We start from the raw sequence: 14781 nt of genomic DNA, 5'->3' as shown, positions 1-14781 counted from the left end.
CGAAATACGATGAAAAAAATACTTTTAGCCTTTATCATCACCTTAATAGGTTTTGCTGTTCAGGCACAGGAAAAGAAAAACAAAAATGCGAAATACGACATTGAAGTAAAAGGAAATTGCGAGATGTGTAAAAAGCGGATTGAAAAAGCGGCTTACGCAGTTTCGGGAGTGAAATCGGCTGTTTGGACTGCCGATAATCAGTCGCTGCATTTGTTGCTGAATGAAGAAAAAGCCAATCCTTTACAGGTACAGGAATCCATTGCCAAAGCAGGACATGACACCGAAAAAGTAAAGGCAAACACCGACGATTATGGCAAACTGCACAGCTGTTGTCAATATGAAAGGTAAATAAAAATAAAAAACCTGATTTTGAACAATCAGGTTTTTTTTTAAAAGGCAGTGCGCCGCAGGTCCTATCGTAAAAAGCAAAGCAGTATTTGTCTGTACAAGAGCATAAAATCAATTTTTTTATCATGAGAATAACTACATTTTTAGCAGTAACGTTAATGCTGCTGGGATTATTTACACCGGAAAGAGCCCAGGCTCAGGATTTTTTTAAAGACAGGAAATTATATTTAAACGAAGACGGGTCTAATTATGTGAAGTTTACCTTTATGGCTCAGGCCTGGTTGCGCAATCAGGATTATAATCCGGGAACAACTGTTAACGGTGTTCCGCAGGACAACGGGACAGATATTGGTATTCGCCGTTACCGGGTTCAGATGTATAGCCAGCTAACAGACCGTGTATTCATTTATACACAGTTTGGTGAAAACAATTTCAACAATGTTTCCGACAGAAAACAGGGTTTTTTTGTGCATGATGTAATGGGAGATTATGCGGTGGAGAAGGAAAAACTGTCCTTAGGGATGGGATTGTCCGGATGGAGCGGACTGGCACGATTTGCCGCGCCTTCTGCCGGAACGATACTGGGTGTGGATGCCCCGCTTTTCCAACAGTCAACAAATGATGTAACCGATCAGTTTTTAAGAAAATTGTCGGTGTTTGCGAAAGGTAAATTAGGGAAACTAGACTACCGCATTGCGATGGCAAAGCCAATGGCAATACAAAAATCAGCCAATTATAATCCGGCAGTTACTCCAAATGCTACGTTCTCAGCCGATCCGCCGGACATGCAGTGGAACGGGTATTTTCAGTACCAGTTCAAAGACCAGGAGTCCAACCTGACTCCTTATATGACCGGAACGTATCTGGGGAAGAAAAAAGTATTCAATATCGGAGCCGGATTTATCTACCAGAAAGATGCGATGTGGCATTTGGGTACAGCTAACGATACAATTCGGGAGAATATGGTTCACCTGGCTGCCGATATCTTTTATGATGCGCCAACGGGTGACCGGGGACAGGCAATCAGTGCCTACGGGAATATCACGCATTATGATTTTGGCAAAAACTATATCCGTAATGCAGCAGTTATGAATCCGGCTACCGGCAGTAACAATCCGGCGATTTTAAACGGAAGCGGCAACGGGTTTCCAATGTATGGAACGGGAACGGTTTTATACGGACAGGTAGGGTATAAGTTAAAGGATAACCTGATTGGTAAAACAACAATAATGCCCTATGTAGCCATGCAGCATGCCCAATACGACCGCTTAAACGAGTCTATGAAATTTTATGATATAGGCGTGAACTGGCTTTTGGCAAGCCATACGTCAAAATTGACCCTATCCTATCAGAACCGTCCGGTTTATAACACTACCGGGGACCAGATTGAGCGAAAAGGGGCTTTCATTGCCCAGTATCAGGTCTTTTTTAATTAAGACCATAAAAAAAACCGAAGCAGATGCTTCGGTTTTTATTTTTAAAAGGCAATTGTTTTTTCTTCTGAAATGAGTTCGCCGTTGGTGCCGATTCCCTCGATTTTTATTTTAACCGATTGCTGGCTGTAATTCGGGATTGAAAAACGGAAAGCACCGTCCTCATCGGTTTCTACCTCAGGTAGCCAGTAAATTGTACCGTAATTGTAGAAGCCGGGGGAATTATAATCGGAATATCCCGGGTTTTTAAAGCTTTTGGGCGCCTGAAAACCGTTGGTAATTAAGAACTGCTGGGATTTAACCCTTATAGCACTGGCTCCCGGGTTTAATACTTTTTTAGTGTAGATCCTGATGGTACCGTTAGCACCGTCCGATCCCATACCGAAACCATGCCTGTTAAGGTAGATTTCATCAACAAATTCAAGACTCATGCCTTGCAGCTGATTCAGGTCGGTTACCGGTATGTCGTCAATAAAAACTGCCGGAGACGCACCGCCTCTTAAAGATTTTCTGATCCGGCCACTGATATAGACACTGCCGTTTACATAACCAACATCATAACCGTGGGCACCTATAAAAGGCAGGACTTCTCTGTAGGAAGCAAAATCACCTTCACTGATCTTGAACTCCCGGGCCATATTGTTGGAAAACTTTCTGTTGTGGTTTAGTTTGGGTTCTTTTTTCTTTGCTTTTACGCTTACACTATCCAGATGGATCATTTTCATCTTTGTAAAGTAAGGCAGTTCCTCGGTTTTGTCAGGGGTGCCGGATCCGGCAGTTGCGTTTTCCGGACATTGTAATACCGGTTTGCGAAGCGGTTTTAAAAAAGCGGTATTGTTTTTTATAACCTGCGGATACATTTTCAATTCCTGTCTTTTCCCGCTATTGTTAAATAACGAAAAATGCATCACGGTGGAATCGGCGACAATTAAATTTTTAAAGTAAAATTCATTCTTTTCGTTAATTTTTGATTCTTCCGTGATTTTATAATACAAGGAACTCATCTCGACAAGATAGTTGTTCCGGTCTGTAAGTTCTTTATTAATGGTACCCTTAATGGCTATTCCTGTTTCAAATTCGAATTTGTTTTCCGGTTTTGTGGTTAATATCGTGCTGAGGTCATATTTTGGCTTTTGTGTAATCAGGTAGGTGTCCAGTTCGTAATGTTTATTTTTGGTGAAATTATTCAGGTAATAAGTAGCATCTTTAGTATCGGTATCCGTATAGGGAGAAAAGATAAACGCATCATATATGGATTTGCTGTCGTTTGCGGCAATGGTTTTTTCAGGCAAAACAGAGATGCTTAAGCTTCCCAAAACAATATTGGATTTTCCGGTAATATGAATAGAATCCTTCCGTGTTTTGGTCACGGAAAGGTCGAGTTCCTTTTTGATGTTGTACGGTTTGAAGATCATTCGTTCCGCCAGTTTTACCGCATTTTTGTCGGTCAGAATAAGGTTGTTGATCCCTTCGTTGAAATGGTCGCTGTTAATGGAAAAAGTATCTTCCCTGATGTTCTTTTTAAGGATAAGATCAATAAAAGATACGGCATCATCCTGTTGAATGATTAACAACAGCGGCGTATCGGTTAGTGTGGGCGTATTTGTTTTTATTTTGATGATGGTTTTGTCGCTAAAGGTATAGTTGTTTACCGTGAATGACGTTCCTGCCGGGGCTGCCGGCGGAAGGTTAAAAATCATCTCTTTGTTATTGATGGTGGTAACAGCTTTGTAAAGCTGGCTGGTGGTTTGCAGCAGATCAAATTTACCGATACCGAATGCATTGGTCGAAAAATTCGTTACTACGGTTCCTTTGGCATCTTTAACGGCAGCATTTTTAACGGCGATTCCTTTTCCGTTACAGTCGGTAATTCGAACGGCTATGGTGTTAGAACTGTTTTCTAAAAAAACACCGCTTTCCGGATAAAAAGAAGCGCTTACATTATTGTAGTCAATGGTATTCCTGTTTTTATAATCCGTATCTGTCGGATTTAAAACGGTAATAGCATATACACTGGATTCGTCTTCCTTAAAGTTGTTCATAAAATTGGTGTAGACCCGGATGTAATAGCTACCGGATGGTAAACCGGCAGGAAGGTTGATATACCCCTGCAATACGCTGTTTTGGGTATAGCATAACTGGGTTGCAATTTTATTGGAATTGCCGTCAAACAAGTCTACGTAAACATTAGTGGTTTTCAGGAAAGGTACTTTTAGTTTTTCTTCAATGATATAGCCTTTAAACCAGACGGATTCTTCGGTCAGATAGGTTGCTTTATTTAAATGCAGGTGAATTTTTTCACGGTCTGCTTTGAAATAATTTTCAAAATGGTTCGTGATGTTTTCCTGCAGTTTGTCATTGCCTGCCTGTGCAAAGGTGTAATGTGGTGTGAAAAACAGTACGATGATTAGAAAGGAAAGTATTTTTTTTATCATAGCGAAAATCATTAATGCTCAAAAATAGCTTTTTATAGTTATAAAAAAAACCGCCTGAGATATTTCAGGCGGTTTTGAGTATACTTGAGTAGGTGATATTACATCATCCCAGGCATTCCGCCTCCCATTGGCATTCCGCCTCCGGCATTTTCTTCTTTAATTTCGATTAAAGCGCATTCTGTAGTTAAGATCATCCCCGAAACCGAAGCTGCATTTTCAAGGGCAACACGGGTTACTTTTTTAGGGTCGATGATTCCGGCTTTCAGCATGTCAACATATTCGTCTGTTTTAGCATTGTAACCGAAGTTTCCTTCACCTTCTGCAACTTTAGCCACAACAACCGATCCTTCTAAACCTGCATTTTCTACAATAGTTCTTAAAGGCGATTCCACTGCACGGGATACAATCTGAATACCGGTAGCTTCGTCAGCATTGTCTGCTTTAATATTGGTTAAAACCGATTTTGCTCTTAGTAAAGCAACACCTCCACCGGCAACAATTCCTTCTTCTACTGCTGCACGGGTAGCGTGTAAGGCATCATCCACACGGTCTTTTTTCTCTTTCATTTCCACTTCCGAAGCAGCACCTACGTATAATACTGCAACACCTCCGGCAAGTTTTGCCAAACGCTCCTGAAGTTTTTCTCTGTCATAATCAGATGTAGTAGTCTCCATCTGTGCTTTGATCTGGTTTACACGGTTTTTAATCATGTCTGCCTCACCAGCACCATTAACGATAGTCGTATTGTCTTTGTCGATCGTTACTTTTTCACAGGTACCCAACATTTCTAATGTTGCATTTTCAAGAGTGTATCCGCTTTCTTCCGCGATTACTGTTCCTCCGGTCAGGATAGCGATGTCTTCCAACATGGCTTTTCTTCTGTCTCCGAATCCGGGAGCTTTAACAGCAGCGATTTTTAAAGCACCTCTTAATTTGTTTACAACTAATGTCGATAAAGCTTCTCCGTCTACATCTTCAGCGATGATCAATAACGGTTTTCCGGATTGAGCCACCGGCTCTAATATTGGTAACAACTCTTTTAGAGAAGATACTTTTTTGTCGTATAAAAGGATATAAGGTCTTTCTAATTCCACTTCCATTTTTTCCGGATTGGTCACGAAGTAAGGCGATAAGTATCCTCTGTCAAACTGCATTCCTTCCACAACGTCCACATAAGTATCGGTTCCTTTTGCTTCTTCCACAGTGATAACACCTTCTTTTCCAACTTTACCGAAAGCAGTAGCGATTAAATCACCAATAACGTCGTCATTGTTGGCAGAGATAGAAGCTACCTGTTTGATTTTTTCGGTAGAACTTCCCACTTCCTGTGCCTGTTTTTGTAAATCGGCTACGATAGCTTCAACAGCTTTGTCGATACCTCTTTTTAAATCCATCGGATTTGCTCCGGCAGCTACGTTTTTCAAGCCTTCTTTAACGATGGCCTGTGCTAATACCGTTGCTGTAGTTGTTCCGTCACCGGCTAAATCATTGGTTTTAGAAGCAACTTCTTTAACCATCTGAGCACCCATGTTTTCAAGAGTGTCTTTTAATTCTATTTCTTTTGCAACCGAAACACCGTCTTTTGTTACGGTTGGTCCGCCAAATGATTTGCTGATGATTACATTACGTCCTTTTGGTCCTAATGTTACTTTTACAGCATTTGCCAATGCATCAACACCACGTTTTAATCCGTCACGTGCTTCAATATCAAATTTTATATCTTTTGCCATTTTTTAATCTCTTTTTAGTTTGTTGAATCCTTTATTCAGGGGATTTAAGGGTGATTTTTGTTAAGGGATTAGATGATCGCAAGGATGTCATCTTCTCTCATAATCAGGTAGTCTTTACCTTCAAATTTTAAATCAGTTCCAGCATATTTTCCGTATAGAACCGTGTCGCCTACTTTTACGGTTAAAGGCTCATCTTTTCTACCGTTTCCTACAGCTACCACAGTACCTTTTTGAGGTTTTTCTTTGGCTGTATCAGGAATGATGATTCCGGAAGCTGTCTGCGTTTCTGCAGCTGCAGGTTCCACGATAACGCGGTCTGAAAGTGGTTTAATGTTTAATGCCATAATTATATATATTTTATGTTATTATTGTATAGATGCTGATTACTTTTCAGAAAGTATGCCAATCAAAAAAATGGCAGGTTTTTGTCAAAAAAAAATGCCAGCACTGACAGGCTGACATTTTTTATATACTGTTTATAGTAATTATTTTTTTGCTTCTTCAGTCGCTGCCGGTGTTGTAGCTGCTGCGTCAGTTGTAGCTGGCGTCGCTGCACTTTCTGTAGCCGGAGCTGCTGTTCCTGTTGCTGCAGCCGGTTTTGTTGCCGGAGCCGCCGGAGCAGGTGTACTGTTGTCAATAAGTTTCGATCCGTTATCACCCATACTTCCTGTGAAGCTTAAGCTGGATAATAAAATCAATACAATTAATAAAGTTGCTAATGTCCAGGTACTTTTATCAAGAAAGTCGTTTGTTTTCTGAACGCCTCCCATCATTTGCGAACCACCAATGCTTGAAGATAAACCTCCACCTTTAGGGTTTTGAACCATGATTACGATGATAAGTAAAAAACATACAATTGTTATTAATACTAAAAAAACTGAAAACATATTATAATTTTTTAATTGTTATTTTGTTGTAATATCTTAATATCCGAAATTCGGTCTGCAAAGAAATGACTTTTTTCTGGATATTTCAAAATTAATATTTCATAAGCTTGTATCGCTTTTTGATATTTTTTTTGTTCGAGATAAACTTTTGCCAAAGTTTCGGTCATTAAATAGGAGTTGTCCTGGGGCGTTTTCTCAATATTTAAAGGCGTTACAGGAGAATTCCGGTTCGGAACTATTTTCGGATTGGCTTCAATAAATTTATCAATCAATTCTGATTTTTTCTTTTTTTCTTCGTCAATTTCTTCTTCACTAACGGTATTTTCACGGTCAATCGGGCTGAATTTTGCCAATTGCAGCCATTCCTGGAAAGAATGTTTCTCCTCTTTGGAGAATTCTAATGGTTTTCCGATTTCCAGTTTTTCTTCCACAGTTGCCGTTGGAATTTCCGGCTGTACCGGTTCCGGAAGTGTTGCTTCAGGTTGTTCCGGAGCCTTCGGTTCGGCTACTTTAATAGAGGTTAGGATAGACTGTTCTAACGGATCTACTTTCGGAAGCGGTTTCTCTTCTTCCGGTATAACCACTTTATGCTGGTTAACGATAATGTCGTTAATAACGGCTTCTTTTTCGTCAAAGAAAGCCTTCTGGATAGCCGTGAAGTTCGTTGATGTGATAAATTCGAACAGGATGCTTCGGTCTGTTGTATAAGCAGCTGTTTTCTTTAATTCGTAATTGTAACGAAAACTGTTTTCATTGTACAGTCCTTTCAGGTGAATGGCTCTTGCCGACTGAAAATAGGGGAATTGGTGCAAAATACCCTCTAAACTGATGGTTTGCTTACCGCCTATGGTTTCCGGCTTGTTGAGTAAATAGGTTAAATCGTTTACGTTCAAATCGTCTGAATTAAAGGTTTACCATTTTGCTAAGGACTGATTAAAGATATCCTGTGTTATTCTTTCGAAAATCACCGTTAAGGCTTCTGATAATTTGGCACCGATTAATTGTGTATCGGCCGGGTAATCATAATAAAAAGAGAATTTCTTGTTCTCAAAATCATCATCAGCTTTGTTTTTGTTGGTAAAACGTACATTTACGGTAATGGAAAGCCTGTTTTGCGAAGCACGCTGATCGGCAGTTGAACCCATTGGCGTAATCCGGTAATCGGTAATTTCCCCTTCATAAATCAAATCACCTCCGGTATTGGTAAGACTCAGATTGGTCTGGTTCTGAATGATTTTTTGTAGCTCTAATGTAAACGTTCTTTCAATTCCCGGTTCTACCAATGCGGCATTGTTCTGGAAATAATTTACCTGAAATGTTTTGGCGTCAATCTTTCCGGTTCCGGTAAAATTGTACACAGAACAGCTGCTTAAAATCAGTACTAAGGAAAGGGTGATGATGTATTTTATATTTTTCATACGGGCGTTATCAATTACAAATCGAATTGTTTTATTTTTCGGTATAAGGTTCTTTCGGAAATGCCTAATTCGTCTGCGGCAGCTTTTCTTTTTCCTTTGTTGCGTTCCAGTGCTTTTTTGATGAGTTCGATTTCTTTTTCGTCTAAACGCAGGGAATCTTCTTCTTCAACGGTTTCGGCAAAAAGATAATTCTGGTCGTCATCGTCATCGTCAAATTCTTCCTGAATGTTTTGTACCGGCACAGGAATCGCTTCGAGGCTTGCCTGGCTTTCAAACGGAATTTCTTCCTCTTCTTTGGAGCCGTAAATGCGCTGAATCAGGTTTTTATTGCTTTCCTGTACTTTGTTTGAGTTGCCGTTTTGCATGAGCTCTAAAGTGAGCTTTTTTAAATCATTCAGATCGCTTTTCATGTCAAAAAGGATCTTATACAAGATTTCCCGTTCGGTACTGAAATCGCTTTCGGATTTTTTTTCCTTTATTACCGAAGGCAGGTTGTTGCCTTCCATTGGCAGATAGGACTGTAAGGTTGCCAGCGAAATGTCGCGGGATGTTTCCAATACAGAAATCTGCTCGGCTACGTTGCGCAGCTGACGGATGTTACCGCCCCAGCGGTATTTCATAAGCCATTGTACGGCACCATCGTCCAGTTTTAACGGCGGCATTTTGTATTTATGGGCAAAATCGGAAGCGAATTTTCTGAAAAGAAGATGAATGTCCTCTTTGCGTTCCCGCAAAGGCGGCAGCATGATCTCTACAGTGCTTAAACGGTAATATAAATCTTCCCGGAATTTTCCTTTTTCGATGGCATCAAACATGTTTACGTTTGTTGCGGCAACGATACGGACATTTGTTTTCTGTACCTGGGAAGATCCCACTTTAATGAATTCTCCGTTTTCCAGAACACGCAAAAGACGTACCTGGGTGGTTAACGGAAGTTCTCCGACTTCGTCCAGAAAAATGGTTCCGCCATCGGCTACTTCAAAATATCCCTCGCGGGTTGAAGTCGCTCCGGTAAACGCCCCTTTTTCGTGACCGAAAAGTTCACTGTCGATGGTTCCTTCCGGAATGGCACCGCAGTTTACGGCAATATATTTTCCATGCTTTCTGTGAGAAAGGGAATGGATTATTTTAGGAATACTTTCTTTACCAACACCACTTTCTCCGGTTACCAGTACTGATATATCCGTCGGGGCAACCTGAATGGCTTTTTCAATGGCACGGTTGAGTTTCGGATCGTTTCCGATAATCTCAAATCGTTGTTTTATGGCTTGAATACTTTCCATGGTAATAACAGTGTTGTTTTGGGTGATAGTTTGGGTCGGGCGGGCTGTGGTTTAATTCATCTCTGAATAACCTACCGGCTCGCCAATTAGTGTGGCTGTAGTACAGCTGTTGATTTTAACCATAACGAAATCACCTACTTTATAATGCTCTTTAGGGAAAACCACCACGGTATTTTCCGGGTTTCTTCCGGACCAATGGGCATCGGATTTCTTGGAAGGCTTTTCGATTAATACTTCCACGGTCTGATCTAAGAATCGGGAAGTTCTCTCGTAGCTTAATTCCTGTTGTAAATCAACAATTTCCTGTAAACGGCGTTTTTTAACTTCTTCCGGAACATCGTCTTCCATTTTTCTGGCAGCAAGGGTTCCCGGTCTTTCCGAATAGGAAAACATATAGCCGAAGTCGTATTGTACATAGCGCATCAGGCTCAGGGTATCTTTGTGATCGTCTTCCGTTTCTGTAGGGAAACCGGAAATAAGATCCTGCGATATGGAACAACCCGGAAGGATTGTTTTAATTTTATCAACTAAAGCCATATACTCCTCACGGGTATGCTGGCGGTTCATTTCTTTCAGGATTCGGGTGCTTCCCGATTGTACCGGAAGGTGAATATAGTTACAGATGTTGTAATGCTTGGCAATTACGTGCAGTACTTCTTCGTGCATATCCTGAGGATTGGACGTTGAGAAGCGGAAACGCATTTTCGGATGCGCCGTAGCACACATGTCCAGCAACTGTGCAAAATCTACAGCGGTTGCCTTTTGCATTTCGGTTGCTTTTTCGAAATCTTTTTTCAATCCGCCGCCATACCATAAATAGCTGTCAACGTTTTGACCTAAAAGTGTTACTTCTTTAAAGCCGCGGTTTGCCAGGTCGGCTATTTCTTCTAATATACTTTGCGGTTCACGGCTGCGTTCGCGGCCACGGGTAAACGGAACGACACAGAAGGTACACATGTTGTCGCATCCTCTGGTAATGGAAACAAAAGCGGTTACCCCGTTGCTTTGCAGACGAACAGGGGAGATGTCGCCGTAGGTCTCATCTTTGGATAAGATTACATTGATGGCGTCACGGCCTTCTTCGACTTCTTTTAAAAGGTTTGGCAGATCTTTATAGGCATCCGGACCAACAACCATATCAACGATTTTTTCTTCTTCCAGGAACTGACTTTTCAGACGTTCGGCCATGCAGCCCAAAACACCCACTTTCATTCCCGGATTAATCCTTTTTACGGCATTGTATTTTTCCAGACGTTTACGAACAGTCTGTTCTGCTTTATCTCTAATCGAACAAGTGTTTACCAAAACCAAATCGGCTTCTTCCAGTTTCTGGGTCGTATTAAATCCTTCGTTAGCTAAAATTGACGCGACAATTTCGCTATCGGAAAAATTCATCGCACAACCGTAACTTTCGATAAAGAGCTTTTTTGTATTTCCTTCTTTTTGTTCTAAAACAAGACTGGTACCTTGCTTGTTTTCTTCAATAACCTTTTCCATATATCGCTATAAGAGTGTAAATCTTCTAATCGGCAAAGATACTATTAAATTTTGTTTTCTGACAAGATGACAGCTTTGTTTAACATCAATTTTAATCTGATTTTTGCTGTTGGCGAAGCTTTTAAAAAAGGATGAAAAGCGCTTTCGGGGATCAGGAACGTTTGAAGATGTCCCGGAACTGGTACAGCAATCGTTCCAGTAATCGTAGATCTTCCGTGATAATATCTGCCGTTCCGCTCATTTCCTGCTGGAAGATGATCTTCTTTTTATAGGATGTTTCCAGTCCTTTTGGTAGCGAGACATCAATTAAAAGGAAACCTTCTTTGTCCGGCGTTAAGGAAATGGATTTTACTTTTCCTTTTACAATCCCGAATTCGCGGTCCGGATAGTTTAACAGGCGGATGTTCACGTTCTGGTTGATTCTCAGTTTACCGGAATTGGTTGTTCTGGCTTTTACTTTTCCGATATAGCGGGATTTGGAATCCGGGATAACGGTAAAAACATTGTCGCCGGTTGTGATGGTCTGGTTCTCTTTCCAGATCTGTAAATAGGACACTTCTCCCGGAATGGAAGCACGAAGCACATAGGCCAGTTCCCAGTCGCTAATCGCTTTTTTCAGCTGATTGTACGATTGTGCCATGTTTCTAAAGAAGGTGATCTGGTCTTTTGTTTCGTTTATTTTGGTTGTTTTGTTGCTTCGGTTCAATTCATTTAAGGAGGAATGAATCTGGGAAATCTGGGAATTCAGGCTTTTGATGTTTTTCTCATTCTGAAGGTAATCAATGTTTTTGGTTTCCCATTCCTGTGAGGCAATAACGCCATTTTCGTACAAACGTTTGTAGCGTTCCAGTTCTTTTTTCTTCAGCTGCAATTCGGTTTGGGCAATAGAAACCTGCTGGGTTAAAAGTTCCATGCGTTCTTTTAGCTGCACCGATTCAAATCGCTGGGCAGTGTCTTCCACACGGTAAGGCTGTAAGTCTTTGTTCAGTTCGTAGGTGGCATAGTCTTTTTCGAATATGGCAAACACGCTGGAAATGTCACCCAACTGCAGGGCGGTTAATTTTTCGAACGGAAAGCTAAAGCTGTTGTTCATCTTCAGGGAATCCGTGATGCTTTTTAAAAGGAATACGTCCTTATAATTTGCAGTGTTTTCAATAACTGCCAAAGGCGTATGCTGTTTGACCATTTTGCGGTTTTCAATGAATATCTTTTCAATTTTACCGGTAGAACGGGCAATCAGTTTTTCAGGCGGTGTTTGGGTGGTTATCGCGATTTCTGTTGTAATAATGTCCGGATAACGGATAAACCATGCCAGTATGATTAACAATACAATAATAGTAAGTATAACGATATTTCCCCATCGGATCATCCAATGTGGTACTTCAGACAGTATTTCCTGTACTTCTTCGCTTCTTAATTCTAAATCGGTTCTCTTTTTTTGAGGCATTGTGTCTTTTTGTTTGTTGCAATATCTTTTTATGACCCTAAATGAAGCTGGTTTCTTACCAGTTCAAAATAATTGCCTTTTAAGCTGACTAATTCTTCATGGGTTCCCACTTCGATGATCCGGCCTTTGTCTAAAACGACAATCTGGTCGGCGTTCATAACGGTACTCAAACGGTGGGCAATAACCACTACCGTTTTATCTTTAAAAAACACATCCAGTTTTTCCATGATTACTTTTTCGTTATTGGCATCCAATGCCGAAGTCGCCTCGTCAAAAAAGAGCATTTCCGGATTTTTATATACGGAACGGGCGATTAACAGACGTTGTTTTTGCCCGGTACTCATTCCGATACCTTCCATCCCGATTTTAGTATTGAAACCCAAAGGAAGTTCGTCAATAAAATCCCTGATATTGGCAACATCGGTTGCGTATAATAATTTTGCCTTGTCGACCTTGTCCGCCCCCAAAGCAATGTTATTGGCAATAGTGTCATTGAAAATATAACCTTCCTGCATTACCGCGCCAATATGTGCCCGCCATGTTTTTTGTGACATGTTTTTCAGGTTGGTTCTGCCCAGTAATATTTCACCGCTGTTTGGCTCGTAGAATTTCAGCAGTATTTTCATTAAGGTTGTTTTACCACTTCCGCTGACCCCTACAATGGCCGTTACTTTTTTAGCCGGAATGGTTAAGGTGACATCTTCCAGTACCGGCAGGTCGGAACCGGTATATCGGAACGACACGTTTTTAATGGAAAGGGTTTCGTCTTTCGGGAAGTCATGTGTTTTTTCGTCTTCATCCTGCGATTCGTCTTCCTTGTCATGGATTTCCGATAAACGCGCCAGCGATATTTTGGCATCCTGCGCTTCCCGGATGAATCCGATCAGCTGTACGATCGGTCCGTTAAGGTTTCCTACAATAGAACTTATTGCCATCATCATCCCCAGAGTGATCTGTCCGTCGATAACTAATTTAGCCGACAAAAAGATAATCAGGATGTTTTTTAATTCGTTGATAAAATTGGAACCGATACTCTGCGTTTGTTCCAGCACCAGGCTTTTCATTGAAACTTTAAACAAACGTGCCTGTATGTATTCCCAGCCCCAGCGTTTTTGCTTTTCGGCATTGTGCAGTTTGATTTCCTGCATCCCGTTGATCAGCTCAATTACTTTACTTTGTTCCTGGCTCACTTCCGAAAAGCGTTTGTAGTCCAATGCCTCACGTCTTTTCAGGAATAGGATAACCCAGCCGAAATAGAAAAAACTGCCGACAAAGAATACCATAAAGATTGTCAGGTTATAATAGGCCAGAACGGCACCCATGATAAGCATGTTGATAAACGAAAATAACACACTCAAAGAGGAGGTGGTCAGTATTCGTTCAATCCGGTGATGGTCGCTGATTCGCTGCATGATGTCTCCGGTCATCCGGACATCGAAAAAGGAGATCGGCAGATTCATCAGCTTGATGAAAAAGTCGGATATTAAAGAGATATTAATACGTGTCGATAAATGGAGCAAGATCCAGCTTCGGATAAATTCCAGGGCAGTTTTTCCGAAGAACAGAAAGAGCTGCGCGATTAATAACAGGTAAATGAAGTGGATGTTCTGGTTCTGAATACCAACGTCCACGACACTTTGTGTCATAAAAGGAAAAATCAGCTGCAGGATACTGCCAGCCAGTAATCCGATAATCAGCTGTAATAAAAAGGATTTATAGCGAAGGACATAACGCGACAATAAGCCAAAGCCAAAAGCGCTGTTGCTGTCGTTGGTGTCAAATTCGGTATTGTAAAACTTAGGAGTCGGTTCGATTAACAGCGCAATCCCTTCTTCTGTTGAAGGTGTTGCATTATTGCCGATCCAGAATTTTAAAAACTCTTCGTTGTCATATTCTAATAAACCGTGTGCCGGATCGGAAACATAAAGTTTGTTTTTTTTGACTTTATACAGTACAACATAATGGTTGTTATTCCAGTGCAGGATACAGGGAAGCGGAACTTCCTGCAGGCGCTCCAGTGAAATTTTAACCCCTAAGGTGCGAAATCCGATTCTTTCTCCCGCATCACTCAGCGACAAAAGATTACTTCCTTCACGGGTTGTTTCCGCTAATGTTCTTAATTCCTGAATGTTGATGACTTTCTTGTAATACTTGGCAATTATTTTAAGACACGTGGGACCACAGTCTTTGGAATCGGCTTGTTTGTAGAATGGGAATTGCGACATTATTTATTAAAATTAGGGCTAATGGTGCATAATAGGATTACAATTGTATTCATTTTGTGGATAATTCTATACTCACAA

Annotated in this window: 12 protein-coding genes; 2 read left to right on the top strand and 10 right to left on the bottom strand. The window is 40.9% G+C overall.

The window, feature by feature from the left end; genetic code table 11:
* Positions 1 to 9 precede the first annotated feature (9 nt).
* The gene (locus HW120_RS00765) at positions 10 to 348 is read left to right on the top strand and encodes a heavy-metal-associated domain-containing protein (RefSeq protein ID WP_177729989.1); all 339 of its coding nucleotides are present in this window, start codon (positions 10 to 12) and stop codon (positions 346 to 348) included.
* Between the two features lie 125 nt (positions 349 to 473).
* A complete protein-coding gene (locus HW120_RS00760; RefSeq protein ID WP_177729988.1) occupies positions 474 to 1784 on the top strand; it encodes a hypothetical protein in 1311 nt (436 codons plus the stop codon).
* A 41-nt stretch (positions 1785 to 1825) separates the two neighbouring features.
* Here HW120_RS00760 and HW120_RS00755 read toward each other — a convergent pair whose 3' ends face one another.
* The 10 genes from HW120_RS00755 to HW120_RS00710 form a co-directional block, all read right to left on the bottom strand.
* Positions 1826 to 4216 (bottom strand): hypothetical protein, encoded by a 2391-nt coding sequence (locus HW120_RS00755; protein WP_177729987.1) that lies wholly within the window; start codon positions 4214 to 4216, stop codon positions 1826 to 1828.
* 98 nt (positions 4217 to 4314) lie between these two features.
* The gene (groL, locus tag HW120_RS00750) at positions 4315 to 5946 is read right to left on the bottom strand and encodes a chaperonin GroEL (RefSeq protein WP_177729986.1); all 1632 of its coding nucleotides are present in this window, start codon (positions 5944 to 5946) and stop codon (positions 4315 to 4317) included.
* Positions 5947 to 6014: 68 nt separating this feature from the next.
* A complete protein-coding gene (locus HW120_RS00745) occupies positions 6015 to 6290 on the bottom strand; it encodes a co-chaperone GroES (RefSeq protein WP_177729985.1) in 276 nt (91 codons plus the stop codon).
* Between the two features lie 141 nt (positions 6291 to 6431).
* Positions 6432 to 6833: a preprotein translocase subunit SecG gene (secG, locus tag HW120_RS00740; protein WP_177729984.1), complete on the bottom strand. Its 402-nt coding sequence runs from the start codon at positions 6831 to 6833 to the stop codon at positions 6432 to 6434.
* Between the two features lie 11 nt (positions 6834 to 6844).
* Complete coding sequence (locus HW120_RS00735) at positions 6845 to 7726, bottom strand: tetratricopeptide repeat protein (protein ID WP_177729983.1); 882 nt, start codon at positions 7724 to 7726, stop codon at positions 6845 to 6847.
* Positions 7727 to 7744: 18 nt separating this feature from the next.
* On the bottom strand, positions 7745 to 8251 hold the full coding sequence (locus HW120_RS00730; RefSeq protein WP_177729982.1) for an LptE family protein: 507 nt from the start codon (positions 8249 to 8251) through the stop codon (positions 7745 to 7747).
* Positions 8252 to 8265: 14 nt separating this feature from the next.
* Positions 8266 to 9534 carry a sigma-54 interaction domain-containing protein gene (locus tag HW120_RS00725; RefSeq protein ID WP_177729981.1) on the bottom strand — a complete coding sequence of 423 codons (1269 nt, stop codon included), beginning with the start codon at positions 9532 to 9534 and terminating at the stop codon, positions 8266 to 8268.
* Between the two features lie 51 nt (positions 9535 to 9585).
* Positions 9586 to 11031, bottom strand: a complete 1446-nt coding sequence (gene miaB / locus HW120_RS00720) for a tRNA (N6-isopentenyl adenosine(37)-C2)-methylthiotransferase MiaB (protein ID WP_177729980.1) — start codon at positions 11029 to 11031, stop codon at positions 9586 to 9588.
* A 151-nt stretch (positions 11032 to 11182) separates the two neighbouring features.
* Entirely contained in the window at positions 11183 to 12478 is a 1296-nt protein-coding gene (locus HW120_RS00715; RefSeq protein ID WP_177729979.1) for an HlyD family secretion protein, read from the bottom strand.
* A gap of 29 nt (positions 12479 to 12507) precedes the next feature.
* The gene (locus tag HW120_RS00710; protein WP_177729978.1) at positions 12508 to 14703 is read right to left on the bottom strand and encodes a peptidase domain-containing ABC transporter; all 2196 of its coding nucleotides are present in this window, start codon (positions 14701 to 14703) and stop codon (positions 12508 to 12510) included.
* Positions 14704 to 14781 lie beyond the last annotated feature (78 nt).

The organism is Flavobacterium inviolabile (assembly GCF_013389455.1).
Lineage (GTDB): Bacteria > Bacteroidota > Bacteroidia > Flavobacteriales > Flavobacteriaceae > Flavobacterium > Flavobacterium inviolabile.
Note: the sequence above shows the minus strand (reverse complement) of the source record. Positions and strands in the feature narration are given on the sequence as shown.

Excerpts from the sequence above, each read along its gene's own strand:
- HW120_RS00765 (WP_177729989.1), top strand. The coding sequence starts at position 10 with ATGAAAAAAATACTTTTAGCCTTTATCATCACCTTAATAGGTTTTGCT.
- HW120_RS00760 (WP_177729988.1), top strand. The coding sequence starts at position 474 with ATGAGAATAACTACATTTTTAGCAGTAACGTTAATGCTGCTGGGATTA.
- HW120_RS00755 (WP_177729987.1), bottom strand. The coding sequence starts at position 4,216 with ATGATAAAAAAAATACTTTCCTTTCTAATCATCGTACTGTTTTTCACA.
- groL (WP_177729986.1), bottom strand. The coding sequence starts at position 5,946 with ATGGCAAAAGATATAAAATTTGATATTGAAGCACGTGACGGATTAAAA.
- HW120_RS00745 (WP_177729985.1), bottom strand. The coding sequence starts at position 6,290 with ATGGCATTAAACATTAAACCACTTTCAGACCGCGTTATCGTGGAACCT.
- secG (WP_177729984.1), bottom strand. The coding sequence starts at position 6,833 with ATGTTTTCAGTTTTTTTAGTATTAATAACAATTGTATGTTTTTTACTT.
- HW120_RS00730 (WP_177729982.1), bottom strand. The coding sequence starts at position 8,251 with ATGAAAAATATAAAATACATCATCACCCTTTCCTTAGTACTGATTTTA.
- HW120_RS00725 (WP_177729981.1), bottom strand. The coding sequence starts at position 9,534 with ATGGAAAGTATTCAAGCCATAAAACAACGATTTGAGATTATCGGAAAC.
- miaB (WP_177729980.1), bottom strand. The coding sequence starts at position 11,031 with ATGGAAAAGGTTATTGAAGAAAACAAGCAAGGTACCAGTCTTGTTTTA.
- HW120_RS00715 (WP_177729979.1), bottom strand. The coding sequence starts at position 12,478 with ATGCCTCAAAAAAAGAGAACCGATTTAGAATTAAGAAGCGAAGAAGTA.
- HW120_RS00710 (WP_177729978.1), bottom strand. The coding sequence starts at position 14,703 with ATGTCGCAATTCCCATTCTACAAACAAGCCGATTCCAAAGACTGTGGT.